Source organism: Streptomyces sp. AK010 (assembly GCF_014207295.1).
Classification (GTDB): Bacteria; Actinomycetota; Actinomycetes; order Streptomycetales; family Streptomycetaceae; genus Streptomyces; species Streptomyces massasporeus.
In genome coordinates, this window is sequence record NZ_JACHCX010000012.1 from 135,170 (window position 1) to 154,490 (window position 19,321).

Annotated in this window: 16 protein-coding genes and 2 pseudogenes; 5 read left to right on the forward strand and 13 right to left on the reverse strand. The window is 71.6% G+C overall.

Annotated elements, in window-relative coordinates:
- Positions 1-224: 224 nt before the first annotated feature.
- Together HDC93_RS23120 and HDC93_RS23125 are read right to left on the reverse strand one after the other, a co-directional pair.
- Positions 225-2,030 (reverse strand): serine/threonine-protein kinase, encoded by a 1,806-nt coding sequence (locus HDC93_RS23120; protein ID WP_185012757.1) that lies wholly within the window; start codon positions 2,028-2,030, stop codon positions 225-227.
- Positions 2,031-2,122: 92 nt separating this feature from the next.
- Positions 2,123-2,971 (reverse strand): menaquinone biosynthetic enzyme MqnA/MqnD family protein, encoded by an 849-nt coding sequence (locus tag HDC93_RS23125; protein WP_062928472.1) that lies wholly within the window; start codon positions 2,969-2,971, stop codon positions 2,123-2,125.
- A 321-nt stretch (positions 2,972-3,292) separates the two neighbouring features.
- On the opposite strand from HDC93_RS23125, the gene HDC93_RS23130 reads away from it, so the two are divergent.
- The 3 genes from HDC93_RS23130 to HDC93_RS23140 all read left to right on the forward strand — a co-directional run bounded on the left by HDC93_RS23130 (position 3,293) and on the right by HDC93_RS23140 (position 5,001).
- Positions 3,293-3,496 (forward strand): cold-shock protein, encoded by a 204-nt coding sequence (locus HDC93_RS23130; protein ID WP_004984723.1) that lies wholly within the window; start codon positions 3,293-3,295, stop codon positions 3,494-3,496.
- A 111-nt stretch (positions 3,497-3,607) separates the two neighbouring features.
- Positions 3,608-4,000: a hypothetical protein gene (locus HDC93_RS23135; protein WP_185012758.1), complete on the forward strand. Its 393-nt coding sequence runs from the start codon at positions 3,608-3,610 to the stop codon at positions 3,998-4,000.
- 326 nt (positions 4,001-4,326) lie between these two features.
- A complete protein-coding gene (locus tag HDC93_RS23140; protein ID WP_185012759.1) occupies positions 4,327-5,001 on the forward strand; it encodes a class I SAM-dependent methyltransferase in 675 nt (224 codons plus the stop codon).
- 155 nt (positions 5,002-5,156) lie between these two features.
- Here the strand turns inward: HDC93_RS23140 and kstD are convergent, their stop codons facing one another.
- The 4 genes and pseudogenes from kstD to HDC93_RS23160 all read right to left on the reverse strand — a co-directional run.
- Positions 5,157-6,884 (reverse strand): 3-oxosteroid 1-dehydrogenase, encoded by a 1,728-nt coding sequence (gene kstD, locus HDC93_RS23145; RefSeq protein WP_185012857.1) that lies wholly within the window; start codon positions 6,882-6,884, stop codon positions 5,157-5,159.
- Between the two features lie 375 nt (positions 6,885-7,259).
- The gene (locus HDC93_RS23150; RefSeq protein ID WP_185012760.1) at positions 7,260-8,381 is read right to left on the reverse strand and encodes a sugar ABC transporter substrate-binding protein; all 1,122 of its coding nucleotides are present in this window, start codon (positions 8,379-8,381) and stop codon (positions 7,260-7,262) included.
- Positions 8,382-8,488: 107 nt separating this feature from the next.
- Positions 8,489-10,408 (reverse strand): AMP-binding protein, encoded by a 1,920-nt coding sequence (locus tag HDC93_RS23155; protein WP_185012761.1) that lies wholly within the window; start codon positions 10,406-10,408, stop codon positions 8,489-8,491.
- A gap of 487 nt (positions 10,409-10,895) precedes the next feature.
- Positions 10,896-11,489 (reverse strand): annotated as a pseudogene (locus HDC93_RS23160) (acetyl-CoA C-acyltransferase); the annotation flags it as partial.
- A 166-nt stretch (positions 11,490-11,655) separates the two neighbouring features.
- Here HDC93_RS23160 and HDC93_RS23165 point away from each other — a divergent pair.
- Positions 11,656-12,981, forward strand: a complete 1,326-nt coding sequence (locus HDC93_RS23165; RefSeq protein WP_185012762.1) for a 3-oxoacyl-ACP reductase — start codon at positions 11,656-11,658, stop codon at positions 12,979-12,981.
- Positions 12,981-13,835, forward strand: coding sequence for a MaoC family dehydratase (locus HDC93_RS23170; protein WP_185012763.1), 855 nt, complete (start codon positions 12,981-12,983; stop codon positions 13,833-13,835). The genes HDC93_RS23165 and HDC93_RS23170 overlap by 1 nt, the downstream gene beginning before the upstream one ends.
- Here the strand turns inward: HDC93_RS23170 and HDC93_RS23175 are convergent.
- The 7 genes and pseudogenes from HDC93_RS23175 to HDC93_RS23200 form a co-directional block, all read right to left on the reverse strand.
- Positions 13,823-14,488, reverse strand: coding sequence for a TetR/AcrR family transcriptional regulator (locus HDC93_RS23175; protein WP_185012764.1), 666 nt, complete (start codon positions 14,486-14,488; stop codon positions 13,823-13,825). The two genes, HDC93_RS23170 and HDC93_RS23175, sit on opposite strands and share 13 nt — an antisense overlap.
- Positions 14,489-14,726: 238 nt before the next feature.
- Positions 14,727-16,061, reverse strand: a complete 1,335-nt coding sequence (locus HDC93_RS23180; protein WP_185012765.1) for a dicarboxylate/amino acid:cation symporter — start codon at positions 16,059-16,061, stop codon at positions 14,727-14,729.
- Between the two features lie 67 nt (positions 16,062-16,128).
- Positions 16,129-16,188: pseudogene (locus tag HDC93_RS39730) on the reverse strand (putative leader peptide); the annotation flags it as partial.
- 185 nt (positions 16,189-16,373) lie between these two features.
- Positions 16,374-16,673 (reverse strand): DUF4229 domain-containing protein, encoded by a 300-nt coding sequence (locus HDC93_RS23185; protein WP_185012766.1) that lies wholly within the window; start codon positions 16,671-16,673, stop codon positions 16,374-16,376.
- Between the two features lie 102 nt (positions 16,674-16,775).
- Entirely contained in the window at positions 16,776-17,300 is a 525-nt protein-coding gene (locus tag HDC93_RS23190; protein WP_185012767.1) for a GNAT family N-acetyltransferase, read from the reverse strand.
- A gap of 342 nt (positions 17,301-17,642) precedes the next feature.
- A complete protein-coding gene (gene mqnE / locus HDC93_RS23195; protein ID WP_185012768.1) occupies positions 17,643-18,806 on the reverse strand; it encodes an aminofutalosine synthase MqnE in 1,164 nt (387 codons plus the stop codon).
- A gap of 45 nt (positions 18,807-18,851) precedes the next feature.
- Positions 18,852-19,307: an Lrp/AsnC family transcriptional regulator gene (locus HDC93_RS23200; protein WP_185012769.1), complete on the reverse strand. Its 456-nt coding sequence runs from the start codon at positions 19,305-19,307 to the stop codon at positions 18,852-18,854.
- Positions 19,308-19,321 lie beyond the last annotated feature (14 nt).

Here is a 19,321-nt window from a genome sequence, read left to right on the forward strand (position 1 = left end):
GTCCCTGCCCGGGTTGGGCGCCTGCTACCTGGTCGCCGGAGTGATCGCCACGACCGCACGGCCCAAGCGGCGCCGCAACTGGGACGCCGACTGCTATAGCCACGGCGGGCCGTGCTGGGTGCACGTGCACTACCCGTGGCTCTGGGCTGTCGGCCTGGTCGCCACCCTCGCGGCGGCCGCGCTGCTGATCACCTCGCTCGTCAGACTCAGCCGCAAGGCGCGCCCTACCGAACCTTCGACATCCGAGCCTGCGGGCGCCCCGACTCCTCGCTCTCCGACCGGTATTGCAGGTCGTCGCCCACCGGCTTGAGGTGGACGGTGGTCTTCGCCGGGTTGCAGCCGCTGTGGTTGGTCTTCGCGCCGACCGACGTCGCGACGAGCTCCCTCTTCGTGACCTGCTTCAGGGTGAGTACGTCGACGCAGACGCCGCCGATCGCATCGGTCTGGCGGAGCTTGCCCAACTCCTTTCCGACGGCGGCCCGTTCGACCGTGATGCGGAACGTGCCGAGGGGCAGTCTGCCGTCGAGGGCGACGCCCTGGCCTTCCCAGGTGCCGAGGTAGGCGGCGGGCACGGCACCGGCGGAGGGGGCGGAGCTCGCGGTCGCCGCCGGGGGCGAGTCGGAACCGCTGGACGAGTCGGCGTCGTCCTGGCCGCCGCGCCCTGGCAGCAGGTCGAACACGAACACCGACCCGATCGTCACGGCCGCCATCGCCCCCGCGACCGCCAGCGCCACGGAGCAGCTCAGCCTGCGCACCCGCCCGCCACCCTCGCCCTCCGACGTGGACGTCGCCGCGACGGAGACGGTGACTCTGCCGGGCCGCCGGCCGGAGGGCGGGGCGGTGTCCTGCGGACCGCCGCCGTCCCGCACTTCGGATACCGCCCCCTGCGGACCGCCGCCGTCCCGCACTTCGGATACCGCCCCCTGCGGACGGCCGTCGGCCCGCGGTTCGGGTACGGCGGCGATGGCGGGTGTCTGCGCCCCTGTCCCAGGCGATGGCATCACCGGCGGCGGTCCGAACACTCCGAGCCCCTGCTCCTCGCCCCAGGCCGTTTCCGGCGCCGCCCCCACCGAAGGGCTGCTGAAACCGACCGGCCCCGAAGGCCCACCGGCCCCCACACCCGCTCCCGCCCCCGTCGCCTCCAGGTTCAGCAGCTGCACCGCGCTGCGGCTCACCTGCTCCACCAGCGTCCCCGGCAGCCAGCCGCCCGCCATGAGCCGGGCCGCCCCCTCGGGGGCCAGGCGGCGGGCCAGCTCGGCCGGGGCGGGCCGCGCCGTCGGGTCCTTGGCGAGGCACTCCGCCGTGAGGCCCCGCAACTCGCCGTCCAGCAGGCCGAGTTCCGGTTCCTCGTGGACGACCTTGTAGAGGAGGGCGGCGGAGGAGTCGCCGGGGAAGGGCTGCTGCCCGGTCGCCGCGTACGCCAGGACCGCGCCCAGCGAGAAGACGTCGGCCGCGCCCGTGACGCCCTTGCCGAGGATCTGCTCGGGCGACATGTAGCCGGGCGAGCCGATGGACACGCCGGTGGAAGTGAGGGACGCCGTGCCGTCGGTGGCCCGGGCGATACCGAAGTCGATCAGCAGCGGGCCGTCGAGGGTCAGCAGGACGTTCGACGGCTTCACGTCCCGGTGCACCAGGCCCAGCTCGTGCACCGCCGCCAGCGCCTCGGCGAGTCCCGCGCCCAGGGCCCGTACGGTGTGGGCCGGCAGGGGCCCGCCGTCGGTGACCGCGGCCGACAGGGACGGACCGGCGGCGTACGCGGTGGCCACCCAGGGCACCCGTGCCCCCGGGTCGGCGTCCAGGACGGGAGCCGTCCAGGCGCCGCCCACCCGGCGCGCGGCCTCGACCTCACGCCGGAAACGCGCCCGGAACTCCTCGTCCAGCGCGAAGTGCGGATGCACGATCTTCACGGCGACCGTGCGGCCACCGGCGCTGCGGCCCAGGTAGACCCGGCCCATGCCGCCGGAGCCCAGCCGGCCGAGCAGCCGGTAGGGCCCCACGACGGTGGGTTCGTCGACGTCGAGCGGCCGCATGGGCGTCACCCCTCCCCCGTGGGCAGACGGGGACGGCTCCGGTCCCGGTACGCCTGCACCACCAGCAGAGTAGTGCGGGAGCACCGTCCGGCTCACGGCTGGAGCAGGTCCACCTTCACGTCCGCGGGGAAGCCGGTCGTCGGGCCGACCCGCCGGGCGAACTCGGCGACCGCCGCCAGCTGCGGGCCGCCGAAGCGGAAGTCGAGGGTCGTGAAGTAGCGGGCGAGGGTCTCCTCGTCGAAGGCCTCCCAGCGGGCGGCCTGCTCGGCGACCTTGCCGACCTCCTCCAGGGAGAGGTTGCGGGAGTCGAGGAAGGCCTCGTGCACCCGGCGCGTGATGACCGGCTCGCGCTCCAGGTAGTCGCGGCGGGCCGCCCAGACCGCGAAGACGAACGGCAGGCCCGTCCACTCCTTCCACAGCGCGCCCAGGTCGTGCACGGCCAGGCCGAAGCGCGGCCCGTCGAGCATGTTGGCGCGCAGCGCGGCGTCGCCGATGAGGACGGCGGCGTCGGCCTCCTGCATCATCAGGCTCAGGTCGGGCGGGCAGGTGTAGTAGTCCGGCTGGACGCCGTACCGCTCGGCGAGGAGCAGCTGGGCGAGGCGCACGGAGGTGCGGGACGTCGACCCGAGGGCGACGCGGGCGCCGTCCAGCCGGTCCAGGGGGACCTGCGAGACGATCACGCAGGACATGACCGGGCCGTCGCAGCCGACGGCGATGTCGGGGAAGGCGACCAGGTCGTCGGCGTGCCGGAGGAACTCGACGAGGGTGATCGGACCGATGTCGAGATCGCCCTGCACCAGCTTCTCGCTGAGCTTCTCCGGGGTGTCCTTGGAGAGCTCGAAGTCGAGGAGCGTGCCCGTTCTCGCGAGCCCCCAGTACAGGGGCAGGCAGTTCAGGAACTGGATGTGGCCGACGCGCGGCCGGGTGCGAGGATTGTCCACATCGTGAGGCTAGCCCTCACGGCGTACGGACCGGCGCGCGACCCCGCCATCGGGGTGTGGGCGCCGCGCGGGCGCCCGCTCCGCCAGTCGGCCGGAGGATGTTCAAACATTCGGGTGACGTGATCTTGACCCCTATTGCATTCCGCGGCCTGCGTGCTAGGCTCGTCGCAAGTTGCAGTTTGGTTTCCCTTGCAGTACAGAGCCTGCGGAGCATGTGACCGCGGGCTCTCGTCATTCTCAGACATATGCACTTGTGCGGAATTCATCTTCACACTTGCTGGTTCTGGAGCAGGGCAACCCTTTTGGGCCCAAGGAGGGCTTATGGCTACCGGAACCGTTAAGTGGTTCAACGCCGAAAAGGGCTTTGGTTTCATCGCCCAGGAGGGCGGCGGCCCCGACGTCTTCGTCCACTACTCCGCGATCAATGCGACCGGATTCCGGTCCCTCGAGGAGAACCAGCAGGTGTCTTTCGACGTCACGCAGGGCCCGAAGGGCCCGCAGGCTGAGAACGTCACGCCGGTCTGATTTGTAGTACCCAAGGAGCCCCGCGCCGCCAGGCGACGGGGCTCCTGCCCTTATCCAGGCCCTTCTGTCCGGTGAATTCCCGGTGAATTCCGGCCGTGGGACGATGAGCGGATGCGGGAAGATCAGGAGAACTGCGGGGAGGTCGACGGTACACCCGCCGACAAGCCCCTGGCCATGGGCCTGTCGGTCGGCCTGTCCCTCGGCGCGGCGATAGGCCTCGTGCTCGGTATGACCGTCTTCGACGATCTCGCGCTGGGCCTGGCCCTGGGCCTCGGCTTCGGCACGGCGATCGGAGCGTGCGTGGGTATCGGCGCGGGGCGGGCCTCGCAGGTCCAGGGGGACGGGGAACAGCAGGGCGACAGGCAGAAGCAGGGCGGCGACGGGGCGAAGCGGGGAGACGGGGAGGAGCAGGGAGGCGGGGAGAACCCGGGCCTTGGGGACCATGGCCGGAAGCCGTCGGAAGGCCGGCCCGACGAGGGCCGGGACGACGGCGACTCGCGCTAGGGTCTCCGGCCATGACCGACGCCCCTGACCGCGTGAGCGACCCCCCTGACCGCGTGACCGACGCCGCTGACCGCGTGACCGACGCCGCTGACCACGTGACCGACGCCGCTGACCACGTGAACCACACCCCAGGCCTCGCTGGCGACAGCCCGGCCCTCGCAGCCGACAGCCCTGACCGTGTGGCCGACAGCCCTGACCTCGCAGCCGACAGCCCTGACCTCGCAGCCGTCAGCCCTGACCTCGCAGCCGACAGCCCTGACCTCGCAGCCGACAGCCCTGACCTCGCGGCCGACAGCCCTGACCTCGCAGCCGACAGCCCTGACCATGTGGCCGACAGCCCTGACCTCGCAGCCGACCCGCCCGGCTTCGTGTCCGAGACCCGCCTGTTCTACGACACCGTCGCCGAGGAGTACGCCGTCCAGTTCGGTGACCTGCGCCCGGGGACGCCGCTGGACCGTGGCGTGCTGCACGGGTTCGCGGAGCTCGTGGGCAAGGGGGGCGAGGTCGCCGACCTGGGGTGCGGGCCCGGGCGGGTGACGGCGTACCTGGCGTCCCAGGGGCTGTCGGTGTTCGGGCTGGACGTGTCGGAGTCGATGCTCGCGATCGCCCGCCGCGAGAACCCGGGGCTTCGGTTCGTACGGGGTTCCATGCTGGAGCTCGACCTGCCGGACTCCTCGCTCGACGGTGTCGTGGCCTGGTACTCGATCATCCACACTCCCGAGGAGTACCTGCCCGCCCTCTTCGCCGGTTTCCACCGCGTCCTGCGCCCCGGCGGCCATCTGCTGCTCGGCTTCCAGTGCGGGGACGAGCCGCGCCGCTACGAGGGGGCCTTCGGCCACCAGGTGTCCCTGACCTTCCGCCGGGGCCGGCCGGAGCGCATCGGTGCCCTGCTGAGCGACGCCGGCTTCACCGTCCGCGCCACGACCGTACGAGAGCCCGACGAGACGCGGGGCGAGCCGGTCGCCCAGGCGAGCCTCGTGGCGCGCAAGCCCGGGGCCTGAACCGCCCGGGGCATCGCCCCAGCCCCACGCGCGACGCCCCGGGTGGTGCCGTGACCGGCCGCGGATGCCCCCAGGCGCACCACGACCGGTTCACGCTCGAGCCCTCCGGAGACCCCCGGCCCCCAGCCCAGCCCCGTCCCGTCCCGCCCCGCCCGCTACAGCGCCCCCGCGATGTCCCGCGCCGCGACGTACCCGAACGTCATCGCCGGGCCGATCGTCGAGCCCGCGCCCGCGTAGCTGTGGCCCATCACGGCCGCGCTGGCGTTCCCCGCCGCGTACAGGCCAGGGATCACCGAGCCGTCCTCGCGCAGCACCCGGGCCCGGGCGTCCGTGCGGAGGCCGCCCTTGGTGCCGAGGTCGCCGGGGACGATGCGGAAGGCGTGGAACGGGGGCAGCCAGAGGGGGGCCAGACAGGAGTTGGGGAGGACCGAGGGGTCCGTGTAGTAGTGGTCGTAGGCGCTGTCGCCGCGGTGGAAGTCGAGGTCCTCGCCCCGCCGCGCCTGGGCGTTGAAGCGGTTCACGCTGCTGCGCAGGGCCGCCGCGGGCACACCGATGGAGGCCGCCAGGGCGTCCAGGGTCCACTCCTTGTGCGCGGCCCCGGAGTCGTACCAGGCGTCGGGGAAGGGCAGGGTCGGCAGGACGTCCTTGAAGAGGTACCGGTTGCGGTAGTTCTGGTCGACGATCAGCCAGCAGGGGATGGCCGGGTCGGTGTCGTGGACGTCGTACATGGTGTGCACGACGTCGCTGTAGGGCGCGGCCTCGTTGACGAAGCGGCGGCCCGCGCCGTTCACCAGCAGCCCGCCGGGCAGGGTGCGTTCGGCGAGGCAGAAGTAGGGCCGGCCGGGGATCGGGATCGCCGGGCCCCACCAGGCGTCCTCCATCAGGTCGAGCGCCGCGCCCAGCCGCTCCCCCGCCCGGATGCCGTCGCCGGTGTTCTCCTTGGCCCCGACGGTCCAGTCCGTGCCGATGGGCTGGCGCTGGAAGCGTTCCCGCATCTCGGCGTTGTGCTCGAAGCCGCCCGAGCCGACGATCACGCCCCGGCGGGCGCGGACCAGGCCGGGTGCGCCGTCGCGGGTGACGACGGCTCCGGTCACCGTGCCGTTCTCGACGTGCAGGTCGGTCAGGGGTGTGTTCAGCCAGACCGGGACCCCGGCCGATCGCAGGCCCGCGCGCAGGCCCGCCGCCAGCGCCTGGCCCATCGTCAGGGGCTTCTGGCCGAGCGTCGCCGCCTTCACGCCGCGGGCGAGGCACTGGGCGGCGACGGCTGCGCCCCGGGCGTTCACGGCGGCCAGGGCGACCCACTTGTAGTCGGCGCTGAAGACGACCATGCCGGCGGGGACGTCCATGTACGGCGGGTTCAGATGGGCCAGCTCGGCGCCCAGGAGGTTGCCGTCGAACTGGTCCGGCTCGATGGAGCGGCCGTTCGGAAGGCCGCCGGGAAGCTCGGGGTAGTAGTCGCTGTAGCCCTCCATCCAACGGAACCGGAGGGGGCTGTTCGCCATGACGAAGGAGATCGTCGCCGGGCCGTGGGTGAGGAAGGCGCGCTGCCGGTCGGCGGGGACGTCCGGGCCGACGACCGCGGCGAGGTAGGCGGCGGCCTTCGCGGGGGTGTCCGGGACGCCGGCCGCGAGGATCACGGAGTTGTTGGGGGTCCAGATCCCGGCGCCGGAGCGGGCGGCCGAGCCGCCGAAGGTCGGTGCCTTCTCCACGACGACGCAAGCGAGGCCCTGCCGCGCGGCCGTCAGCGCGGCAGTCATGCCGGCGGCCCCGGAGCCGATGACGACGACGTCGTACGTGCCGAGCGGGGGTAAGTCGGCTGCCCGGGCGCCCTGTCGGACGCCCGTGGCGACGGCGAGCCCGGCACCGGCGGCCCCTGCCAGCAGTCGTCTTCGGGTCGGGGCTGTGGCAGTGCCCGCGGTGTCCGCGACGCCCGCGGCGCCCGCGACGCCCGCGACGCCCGCGACGCCCGCGACGCCCGCGACGCCCGCGACGCCCGCGACGCCCGCGACGCCCGCGACGTCCGCGGTGTCCGCGGCGCCCGCGGCGCCCGCGGCGTCCGTTCGTGTGGTCATGGCCGCTCCAGCCCGACGAGTACGCGAAAGGGGTGGGGAATGTCGCGCGGGGGCCTTGCGAAGTCAAGACTCGTGCGGCAACGCCCTTCTCAGGGGCGGGGGGAACTGCGCGCTCAGCCTCCGACAGCCCGCAGCCGCCGACACAGAAAAGGCCCCCGCCCCCGGACGGCAACCACCCCCGGGGCGCTACTCCAGCCCGATGGCCGCGCAGTCCGCCTTGTACTTGGAGGTGCAGATGTCCTTCACGGTGTACACGCCGTCCGTGATCACCGTGTCCTTGATGTTGTCCCGGGTGAGGGCGACCACCGGCACCAGCATCGCCGGGATGCTCTTCTTCGTGGGGCTGTCGACGGTCTCCCGGGTCAGTGCCGCGAACTCGATGTCGCGGTCCTGCACCTTCGCCACGGCGATCTTCGCGGCGTTGGTCGCCTCCAGCAGGAAGGACTTGTACACGGTCATGTACTGCTCGCCGGAGACGACCCGCTGCACCGCGTCGAGGTTGGCGTCCTGCCCGGTCACCGGCGGCATCCTGGTGGCCCCGGCCTCCTTGAGCGCCTCGATGACGGCGCCGGCCATGCCGTCGTTGGCCGAGTAGACGGCGGCGATGTTGTTCAGCCCGACGGACTGGATCGCCTTCTTCATGTTGGCCTTGGCGATCGCGGGCTTCCACTCCTTGGTGTCGTACTCCTCGACGATGTCCACCTGGCCCCGGAGCTCGCTCAGCGCGCCGTCCTTGAAGCGGGCGGTGTTCGGGTCGCCGGGGTCGCCGTTCATCATGACGACCTTGCTCTTCTCGGCCTTGTCGCCGAGCTCCCCGACGATGGCGCGGCCCTGGACCTGTCCGACGAGTTCGTTGTCGTGGGAGACGTAGGCGTCGATCGGGCCCTCGGCGAGCCGGTCGTAGGCGATGACCGGGATGCCGGCGTCCTTGGCCTTCTGGACGTCCGTGGCGATGGTCTTGGAGTTGAGGGCGTCGACGAGGATGACGTCCACCTTGTCGGCGATCATCTTCTGGAACTGCTCGCTCTGTCTGGTGACGCTGGCCTCGGCGTTGGCGTAGCGGACCGTGCCCTTGTTCTCGGTGAGGGACGCGACCTCCTGCTTGATCAGCGGGTAGTCGAACTTCTCGAAGCGTGCCGTGTCCCGGTCGGGCAGCAGCAGGCCCACCGTGATGTCGTTGCCCTTCCTCGCGGCGGAGTCGTCACTCCCGCCGTCGCCACAGGCGGCGAGGGACAGGGCCGATACGGAGACCGCCAGGGCCACGGAGATTCGCCACACGGCGGCCTGACGGGGGTTGCGCGCTATCACTGGTGGAGCCTTCCGATGGGGGGAGCATCGTGACGAGGTGGTCGAAAGCCAACGGGCAGACGCCGTGCGTCGTCAAGAACCACGTGTGAAGAGATCGCAAAGGTGACTCACCGGGTGTACAGACCTTCCACTTCTGTGGCGAACGTACGCAGCACGGCCTCCCGGCGGAGCTTCATCGACGGAGTCAGGAGACCCGCCTCCTCCGTGAAGTCCTCGGCCAGGATGGCGAAGCGGCGGATGGACTCCGGGCGGGAGACCATCTTGTTGGCCTCGTCGACCGCGCGTTGCAGGACGGCGCGCAGTTCCTCGTCGTCGACGAGGAGCGCGGCCGGCACGGGGTGTTTGCCGTTCATCTGGCGCCAGTGGGTGATGCCGTCCGCGTCGAGGGTGATCAGCGCCGAGACGAAGGGGCGGCCGTCGCCCAGGACGAGGCACTGGGAGATCAGCGGGTGCGAGCGCAGCCAGTTCTCCAGCGGGGCCGGGGCGACGGACTTGCCGCCCGCGGTGATGAGCAGTTCCTTCTTGCGGCCGGTGATCGTCAGATAGCCCTCGTCGTCGAGTGCGCCGAGGTCGCCGGTGGCGAGCCAGCCGTCGGGGGCGGCGGGGACGACGCCCCCGGCCTGCGGGTCCCAGTAGCCGCGCAGCACGTGGTCGCCGCCGACCAGGATCTCGCCGTCGGCGGCGATGCGGACGCGGGTGCCGGGCAGCGGCCAGCCGACGGTGCCCAGGCGGGGTTTGAGGGGCGGGGTGACGGTGCTCGCGCCGGTGGTCTCCGTCAGGCCGTAGCCCTCGAAGATCTCGATGCCGGCACCGGCGTAGAACGCGGCGAGGCGGCGGCCGAGCGGGGAGCCGCCGCAGATGGCGTAGCGGACCCTGCCGCCCATGGCGTTGCGGATGCGGCGGTAGACCAGGGGGTCGTAGAAGGCGCGGGCGGTCTTCAGGGCGCGGGAGGGGCCGGGGCCGGTGCCGGTCTGCCGGGCCTCCAGGGCCTCTCCGTAGCGCTGCGCGACCGACACCGCGCGGTCGAACGAGGAGACCCGGCCGCCCGACTCGGCTTTGGCGCGGGCCGAGTTGAAGACCTTCTCCAGCATGTACGGGATGGCCAGCAGACAGGTCGGCCGGAAGCCGGCGAGGTCGGGCAGCAGGTACTCGGCCTTGATGCTGGGCGCGTGGCCCAGGCGGACGCAGGCCCGGACGCAGGCGATCGCCACCATGCGGCCGAAGACATGGGACATCGGCAGGAACAGCAGGACGGAGGCCTCTTCGCTGGTCTTGGCCCGGAAGACGGGGTAGAGCAGCTCGATGGCGTTGTCGACCTCGGCGAAGAAGTTGCCGTGGCTGAGGGCGCAGCCCTTGGGGCGGCCCGTGGTGCCCGAGGTGTACACGAGGGTGGCGAGGGTGTCGGGGCCGAGCATGCCGCGCCGCACCTCGACCTCCTGGTCGGGCAGGTGCGCCCCGGCCTCGGCGAGCCGGTCCACGTGGCCCTTCTCGACGATCCACATGTGCTGGAGGTCGGGCAGCCGCTCGCGTTCCGGGCCGAGGGCGGCGGCCTGTGCGGCGGTCTCGGTGACCAGGGCGACCGCGCCGGAGTCCTGGAGGATCCAGCGGACCTGGAAGACGGAGGAGGTGGGGTAGACGGGGACGGTGACCAGTCCGGCCGCCCAGGCGGCGAAGTCCAGAACGGTCCACTCGTAGATGGTGCGGGCCATCACGGCGATCCGGTCGCCCGGCATCAGGCCCTCGGCGATCAGTCCCTTGGCCACGGCCCGCACCTGGTCGGCGAACTGCGCCGCCGTGATGTCGATCCAGCGGCCATCGGCGTCCTTGCGGCTGAGGGCCGCGGCGCCCGGGTTCGCGCTCGCGTTGTCGAACGGCAGGTCGGCGAGCGAGCCGTGGGTCCACGGCGGGGCCAGCGGCGGTACGGATGCCTCCCGTACCGCCCCGTCCAGCCGCCGCACCTCGGGCTCGACGAGCACCGGCCCTCCGTAAGCGTCGCCGTAGGCGGAGGAGGGGTACGCAGTGGACACGGGCGGCTCCTGGGGCGTGCAGCGAAGGACTGCTTGCTGCATGACGTACGTGCCTCGCACGCCGAGGCGCTCAACCGGCTCAATCCCCCCTGAGAGGTCCTTAGGGGTCCTTTCACTATGCCCGTCCGGGTCGCGCGGTCTGGCACCGCACCTCGCCGCGTTGCCGGGAAGCCCTGGTAGCTCCGCTACGAGGGCTTCCCGGCGCCTTGCGACACACGGCACCAGACCACGCGCCCTGATCGGACGCTCATAGTGAAAGGACCCCTTAAGGGGTTACTGACGGTAGGAACGGGATCGTACGGCGCTCACGTGGCGGGTTTGTGCGGGTTCGGGGATGGTCCGGAGCAAGGCCTGTGCAATCTCGGGGGTTACGTGAGGGTCTTTCAGGTTCCGCACGGTCCTCCCTCTCAGACGCGCTCCAGGATGGCCGTCACCCCCTGTCCGCCCGCCACGCAGACGGAGATCAGGCCGCGGGCGGGGGCGTCCCGTCGCGGGGGACGCCCCGGGCGCGGGCGGTGACGGCGGCTTGTTCGCCCATGGACAGGCCGGTGCGCGGCTCGGCGTTGCGCGGGATGTCGGGGACGAGGTGGCCCGGGCGCGCCTTCGCGAGGACCTTGAGACGGGCGCCCGCCGACGTCGCCCGGCGGGCTTCGAGGAGGATGCGGCGCGGGGAGTCGTCGACGCCGAGGGGCGCGTCGCTGGCGGTGTCGGCGCCGCCCGCGACGGCCGATCCGGTCTGACCGAGGGCGATCTTGTCGGCGGCGGCGATGACGGCCTGGAGGCCGGTGCCGCAGACCTGCTGGATGTCGTAGGCGGGAGTGCGCGGGTGGAGTTTCGAGCCGACGGTCTCGCGGGCGAGGTTGAAGTCGCGGCTGTGCTTGAGCACGGCACCGGCGACGAACTCGCCGACCGCGCCCGGCTCCTGGAGTCCGTACCGCTCGACGAGGCCGTCCAGGGCGGCGGTGAGCATCTGCTGGTTGGAGGCTGTGGCGTAGGGGCCGTCGGAGCGGGCGAAGGGGATGCGCGCTCCGCCGACGACCGCCACGCGCCGCACCGACTGCGACCACTGCCGGGGGCTCATCCCGACCAGCTCATCTCGACCTGCTCGTTCCGCTGCCCGCTCCCGAACTGCCAGCTCATCTCGACCTGCTCCTCGCCCATGACGTAGCCTTACCTCCGGTAACCTTACTCCAGAGTAAGCAGGAGTGGGGCTTCGGTGAGCCGTCCTCGGGAACTGGGAGTCGTCCATGGCCGACCGCTATCTGCGCTTGACCGGCACCGCGCCCGGCCGCTTCCTCACGCGCCGGCTGGGTCTGCCGCAGCCCGCGGCGCTGACCCGCTGGTCCGCCGAGCGGCCCGCCCTGGACGGCGGCCTGCTGCACCTCACGGCGGGCCGGTCCGCCCTCCACCTGGCTCCGGTCCTCGCCCGTACCGGGATCGGCCCGGCCGGCTCCGGTCGCACGGCCGCCGTCGTCCTGGACGCGACCGGCGTGCGGGACGTCGAGGCCCTGGCCGAGGTGCATGCCGCCCTGCATCCGGTCGTACGGTCGGTCGCCTCCAGTGGGCGCGTCGTGGTGCTCGGCGCGCCGCTCGACCCCGCCGACCACCACCAGGCCGCGGCCCAGCAGGCCCTGGAGGGCTTCACGCGCTCCCTCGGCAAGGAGACCGGCCGGGGCAGGACGGTGAATCTGGTCCGGCTCACGGACGCCGCCGCCGCGGAGTCGACCCTGCGCTTCCTGCTGTCGCCCAAGTCGGCCTATGTGAGCGGGCAGGTGATCGAGGTCGGAGCCGACCCGGAACCGACCGCCGCCGACCGGGAGCCGGCCTCCGCCGACCCCGACCGCCCCCTGTCCGGCCGCACCGCCCTCGTCACCGGCGCCGCCCGGGGCATCGGCGAGGCGGTCGCCGAGACCCTCGCACGGGACGGTGCCCGGGTCGTCGTGCTCGACGTGCCGCAGGCGGAGCAGGACGCCCGGCGGGTCGCCGAGCGGCTCGGGGGCACCGCGCTGCTGCTCGACATGACGTCCGCCGACGCGGGCGCCCGGATCGCCGAGGCGCTGCCCGACGGCCTGGACCTGCTGATCCACAACGCGGGCATCACCCGCGACCGGCGCCTGGTGAACATGCCCGCCGAACGCTGGATCTCCGTCCTGGAGGTGAACCTGGCGAGCGTGCTGCGCACCACGGACGCCCTGCTGAAGGACGGCACGCTGAGGCGCGGCGGCCGGATCGTCGCCACCGCCTCGATCGCGGGGATCGCCGGCAACGCCGGCCAGACCAACTACGCCGCGAGCAAGGCGGGCGTGGTCGGCCTGGTCCGCTCCCTCGCGCCGCGCGCGCTCGACGAGCACGGCGTGACGGTCAACGCGGTCGCGCCCGGCTTCATCGAGACGAGGATGACGGCCGCCGTCCCGCTGTTCATCCGCGAGGCGGGCCGGCGCATGAACTCCCTCGCGCAGGGCGGCCTCCCGGCCGACGTGGCCGAGACCACCGCCTGGCTGGCGCACCCGGCCTCGGGCGCGGTCAACCGCCAGGTCGTCCGCGTCTGCGGCCAGAGCCTGCTGGGGGCGTGATGGCCGACTCCGCCGCCCCTCTCGTCCTCACCCAGTCCCCCTCCCTCGCGCCGCTCCTCGCCCGGGGCGCCCTGCTGTCGCCCTTCAAACGCCCCGGCCCCGACGCGGAGTTCCCCCGCACCCGGCTCGTCCTGCCCGGCCTGCGCGTCGACCTCGCGCGGCTCGCGGCGTACGAGCGGGTCTGCGGGTTCCCGACCGGGGAGGACGCACTGCCGGTGACGTATCCACACGTGCTCGGATTCCCCCTGGCCATGCGGCTGATGAGCGGCCGGGGCTTCCCGCTGCCGCTGCTCGGCCTCGTCCACACGTCGATCACCGTCACCCGGCACGCGCGGATGCCGGCGAGCGGCACGTACGAACTCTCCGTGCACATCGAGGGGCTGGCCCCCCACCGGCGCGGCACGCAGGCCACGGTCGTCACCGAGGTGCGCGGCGGCGGGAACCTCGTGTGGGAGTCCAGGAGCACCTATCTGGCCCGGCACCGCACGCAGGGGCCGGTCGCCGCTCCCCGGGAGGCGGAGACCCGCAAGCCGCTGCCCGAGGCCGCGCGGTGGCGGCTCGCCGGGGATGTCGGACGCCGCTACGGGGCCGCCTCCGGGGACCGCAACCCGATCCACCTGCACCCGCTCACCGCCCGGCTGTTCGGCTTCCCCCGGGCCATCGCCCACGGCATGTGGACCGTGGCCCGCTGCCTCGCCGCGCACGGCGTCCCGGAGTCCTGCCATCTGCGCGCGGAGTTCCGGGCACCGGTCCTGCTGCCCGGAGAAGTGACGTACGCGGAGCGGGACAACCGGTTCGAGCTGCGCGGCGGGGAGGACCGGATCCATGTGACGGGGGACGTCTACCCGGTGTGAGGGCCCGGCTGCTCCTCCCGGGGTGCCCAGGGCCGTCCCGCCATGAGGTCGCCGAGCCCGGCCCAGGCGAAGTTCATCAGCGTGGCCGCGGCCTGGCGGGCCGTGACGCCCGGCGTGGCGTTGGCCCAGGCGGCGAGCGACTCGGCGGCGCCGACCAGGGCCTCGGCGAGCCCTGCGACCTCACGCTCGGGCAGGTCCGGGTCGCGGTGGACCTCGCGGGCGCCGGCGAGGATCAGCTGCGTCACGAAGGCGACGATCTCCTCGCGCATCGCGGTGACCTCGGCGGCGAACGGTTCGCCGTGCGTACGCGCCTGGAGGTGCAGGACCGACCAGGCGTCCGGGTTCTCGCCGGTGTGCGTGAAGAAGGCGCCGAGGCCCTCCCACAGTTGCCGGTCGGCGGGCAGGTCGCGGCGGACCCCGGCCCGTACCGCCTCCACGAGGGCGCCCGCCTCGCGGCGGATGCAGGCGGTGAAGAGGTCTTCCTTCGAGTTGAGGTACAGGTAGACCAACGGCTTGGACACACCGGCCAGTTCGGCGATCTCGTCCATCGACGCGGCCATATAGCCCCGTTGGCCGAAGATGCGCACGGCGGCGTCCAGCATCTGCTGCTCACGGACCGCGCGCGGCATCCGCTTCGTCTTCACGGCACCCATACCGCTTAGCGTACGGGCCCCGCGGGCCGCCGCCCCCGGGCGTGCCCTGACAGACCAGGGGTGATGCCGGAATACGGCCAAGGGGCACCGCCTGCTCCTTGGCGAGTTGCCTCGGTAGCAGGGGCGCCCCCTGGGGGTGCCTTCAGGCCGGAGTGCCGTCAGACCGGAGTGCCGTCAGGCCGGAGTGCCGTCAGGCCGGAGTGCCATCAGGCCGGAGTGCCATCAGGCCGGAGTGCCGTCAGGCAGTCGCACCGACCGGCTCGGTCCGGTCGCGCGGCTCGTCACGCGGCTCGTCACGCGGCTCGTCGAACGGGTCGTCCAGGGAGGAGCCGTCGGCCGTGGCGTAGGCGTCACGGTCGAGCAGGTTCTCGCGGGCGGAGACCAGGACCGGGATCAGCGCCTGCCCGGCGACGTTGGTCGCGGTGCGGATCATGTCCAGGATCGGGTCGATCGCGAGGAGCAGGCCCACACCCTCCATCGGCAGGCCGAGGGTGGAGAGGGTCAGGGTCAGCATGACCGTCGCGCCGGTCAGGCCGGCCGTGGCGGCGGAGCCGACCACCGAGACGAACGCGATCAGCAGGTAGTCGCCGACGCCCAGCTGGATGTCGAAGATCTGGGCGACGAAGATCGCGGCGATGGCCGGGTAGATCGCGGCGCAGCCGTCCATCTTGGTCGTCGCGCCGAACGGCACCGCGAAGGACGCGTACTCCTTCGGCACGCCGAGCCGCTCGGTGACCTTCTGCGTCAGCGGCATGGTGCCGACCGAGGAGCGGGAGACGAAGGCCAGCTGGATCGCGGGCCAGGCGCCCTTGAAGAACTGGACCGGGTTGACCTTGGCGACGGTCGCGAGCAGCGTCGGGTAGACGCCGAACAGCACGAGGAGGCAGCCGACGTAGATGTCGGCGGTGAACGTCGCGTACTTGCCGATCAGGTCCCAGCCGTAGGTGGCGATGGCGTAGCCGATGAGGCCGATCGTGCCGATCGGGGCGAGCCGGATGACCCACCACAGCGCCTTCTGGAGCAGGCTGAGGACGGACTCGCTGAGGGTGAGGATCGGCTGGGCCTTCTCACCGAGCTGGAGCGCGGCGATACCGGCGACGGCGGCCATGAACACGATCTGCAGCACGTTCAGCTCGGTGAACGGCGTGATGACGTCGGTCGGGATGATGCCGGTCAGGAAGTCGATCCAGGAGCCGGTGCTCTTGGGCTTCGCGCCGTCCTTCGGCGTGAGGCCGGTGCCGGCGCCGGGGTTGGTGACCAGGCCGATGATCAGGCCGATACTGACCGCGATCAGCGACGTGATCATGAACCAGAGGAGGGTGCGCGAGGCCAGCCGGGCCGCGTTGTTGACCTTCCGGAGATTGGTGATCGAGACCAGGATCGCGAAGAAGACGAGCGGGGCGACCGCGAGCTTCAGCAGCCCGATGAAGGTGTCGCCGACCTTCTCCAGTGTCGTGACCAGCCAGGACACGTCCTGGTTGCGGGCGACCCAGCCGAGCAGCACACCCAGGAGGAGACCGGCGAGTATCTGGACCCAGAAGGGCACCTTGAAGGACTTCGTGTGTGAGGACACGGACTGACTCCGTTGGGGGACGCGAGGGGGGGAACTGACGTGGGAGACGACGGGGGGTTGCGTTACGTCAGGGACGACAGAAAGCGGACGCGCACCGACAGAGATCCACGTGCAGCCGCGCCACGAGCGGAGCGCTCAGGGGCGAGTGGGGCGCGACTGCTGACTTCATACAACGACCTTAACACCTGAACTTTGGGGACCTCAAAGCCTAGCTTTGACAGGTGATGACGCACACACACCCACACAACGCAAAGCGCCCCGTTTTTTCCGAGCATGTACGGAAACGGGGCGCTGCGAACGCGTGCGGGGACGTTACGAGGTCTGCCCCTGGGCCCGGGCGCCGTCGTCGGCCACGTCCTCCTGGCTGCGGTTGGCGTCCAGGTTGGCCTTCATCCGGTCGACGCGCCGGGCGACCTGGACCGACGCCCGGTCCCGCTCCTTGCGCAGCACGACGAAGCTGATCGGCGCGGAGATCAGCAGGGCGAGCAGCACGACCCACAGGCCGTTGCTGTTGCCGAGACCGCGCGGGGCGATGCCGGAGTAGACGGCGCCCCAGACGACCACGAGGCAGCCCACGAAGACTCCGAGGCGCATCAGCGTGTAGCGGAGCATCTCAATCCACTCTTCCGGTTCGAACGGTCGGAACGCACCCAAAGGGGCACCGCCCAGTGAAGCACGCCGAACGGCCGATCTTGCAGGGGGGTCGGACCGGGGTCAGGCCAGGGGCAGCAGCATGATGACGTCGTCGCGGTCGTCCCCCGGCGCCACCCGGATCGCCCCGGGGATGCGCCCGACCTCCTTGTAGCCGCAGGACTCGTAGAACCGTTCAAGGCCGAGTCCGCCCCGGCAGGTCAGCCGGATCGCCTCGATGCCGTCCATGCGCCGGACCGCGTCGGCGGCGGCACCGAGCAGGTCCCGGCCGTAGCCCTTGCCCTGGTGCCGCGGGTGCACCATCACCGTGTACAGCCACAGCCAGTGCGTCATCAGGTGGTGCGTGTTGTAGGTCAGGAACGCGGTGGCCGCGACCCGCCCCTCCTCGTCATGCCCGACGAGGAGTTTGACCCGCCCCTCGGCCATCGACGCGAAGTGCTGCACCAGCGCGGGGCGGATCTCCTCACGCGTCACCGGCGGCACGTACCCGACGGCTCCGCCGGCGTTGGAGACATCGGTCCACAGATCGAGCAGGCCGTCACGCAGCTCGGGGGTGACGGCGGGGTCGAGCGTGAAGGTAAGGGGCATGCATGGATTCTAGCTATTACGACAGTGCGTCCGCGGCCAAATTCAGGTCCGGCACCAGCCCCCGGTACGCGGCCTCCCGGTCGTCGGACCGCAGCACGGACGACGGTGCACGGTGGGCACCAGCCGCTCGGCCTGCGTGAACTTGAAGTGCTTCACGGCGTTGGTGGCACAGGCCTCGACCGTCGCGGCCTTCCGCAGAGCGGGAAGCCCGCCGCGCCCGGGCAGGAAGGGCTCAGCGGTGTAAGCATCCTCAGACGCCTCGGTGGCGCCCACGCCCTCCGGGTACCCGAGTTGGGGGCGCGGGGAACTGCGCAACCAGCCCCCACGCACCTGAAGCCGCCATCACACCCGCATCGGCTGAGGCGACTCGCGACGCTCCGGGTCAGGACCCTCGTACTCCCGAATGATCTCGTACCGGGTGTTCCGCTCCACCGGCCGGAACCCGGCATCCCGAATCAGATCGAGCAGATCCTCACGCGTCAGCTTGTTCGGCGTCCCGTAGTTGTCCGCGTCATGAGTGATCTTGTACTCGACGACAGACCCGTCCATGTCGTCCGCCCCGTGCTGAAGCGCCAGCTGAGCCGTCTGCACCCCGTGCATGACCCAGAACACCTTCACGTGCGGCACGTTGTCGAACAGCAGCCGCGACACCGCGAAGGTCTTCAGCGCCTCCGCCCCCGTCGCCATCTGCGTACGTGCCTGGAGGCGGTTGCGGACCTTGCCGTCCTTCATGTCGACGAAGTCGTGCTGGTACCGCAGCGGGATGAAGACCTGGAAGCCGCCGGTCTCGTCCTGCAGCTCACGCAGCCGCAGCACGTGGTCGACGCGGTGACGCGGCTCCTCGATGTGCCCGTACAGCATCGTGCACGGGGTCTTCAGACCCTTCTCGTGCGCGAGCCGGTGGATCCGGGACCAGTCCTCCCAGTGGGTCCGGTGGTCCACGATGTGCTGGCGGACCTCCCAGTCGAAGATCTCGGCACCACCACCGGTGAGGGACTCCAGCCCGGCATCGATCAGCTCGTCGAGGATCTCCGACGCGCTCATCCCCGAGATGGTCTCGAAGTGGTGGATCTCCGTGGCCGTGAACGCCTTCAGCGAGACGTGCGGCAGTGCGGCCTTCAGCTCGCGCAGCGACCGCGGGTAGTACCGCCACGGCAGGTTCGGGTGCAGCCCGTTGACGATGTGCAGCTCGGTGAGGTTCTCCGACTCCATCGCCTTCGCGAGCTTGACGGCCTCCTCGATGCGCATCGTGTACGCGTCCTTCTCCCCCGGCTTGCGCTGGAAGGAGCAGTACGCGCAGGAGGCCGTGCACACGTTCGTCATGTTGAGGTGCCGGTTGACGTTGAAGTGCACGACGTCGCCGTTCCTGCGGGTGCGCACCTCGTGCGCCAGGCCGCCGAGCCAGGCCAGGTCGTCCGACTCGTACAGCGCGATGCCGTCCTCACGGGTCAGCCGGACACCCGCCCTGACCTTCTCCTCCAGCTCGCGCTTGAGCCCGAGATCCATGCCCACACCTTTCTACGACGACGTCCCAACCGTACGACTATGGGTCTACTCCTCTTCGGGCAGCTCCCCGACCCGGTTCTCCCACTTCGTGGAGAGCACGATCGTCGTACGGGTCCGGGAGACGCCCTCGATCCCGCTGAGCCGCCGGATCATCTTCTCCAGGCCGTCCACGTCGGCCGCGCGCACCTTGAGCATGTACGAGTCGTCGCCGGCGATGAACCAGCAGTCCTCGATCTCCGAGAGGTCCTTCAGCCGCTGCGCCACGTCCTCGTGGTCGGTGGCGTCGGAGAGCGAGATGCCGACCAGGGCGGTGACGCCGAGGCCGAGCGAGGCGGCGTCGACGGTGGCCCGGTAGCCGGTGATGACTCCGGCCGCCTCCAGCCGGTTGATGCGGTCGGTGACACTGGGTCCCGACAGTCCGACGAGGCGTCCCAGCTCCGCGTAGGAGGCCCGGCCGTTCTCCCTCAGGGCCTGGATGAGCTGCCTGTCCACCGCGTCCATTGCGATCGAAGCCT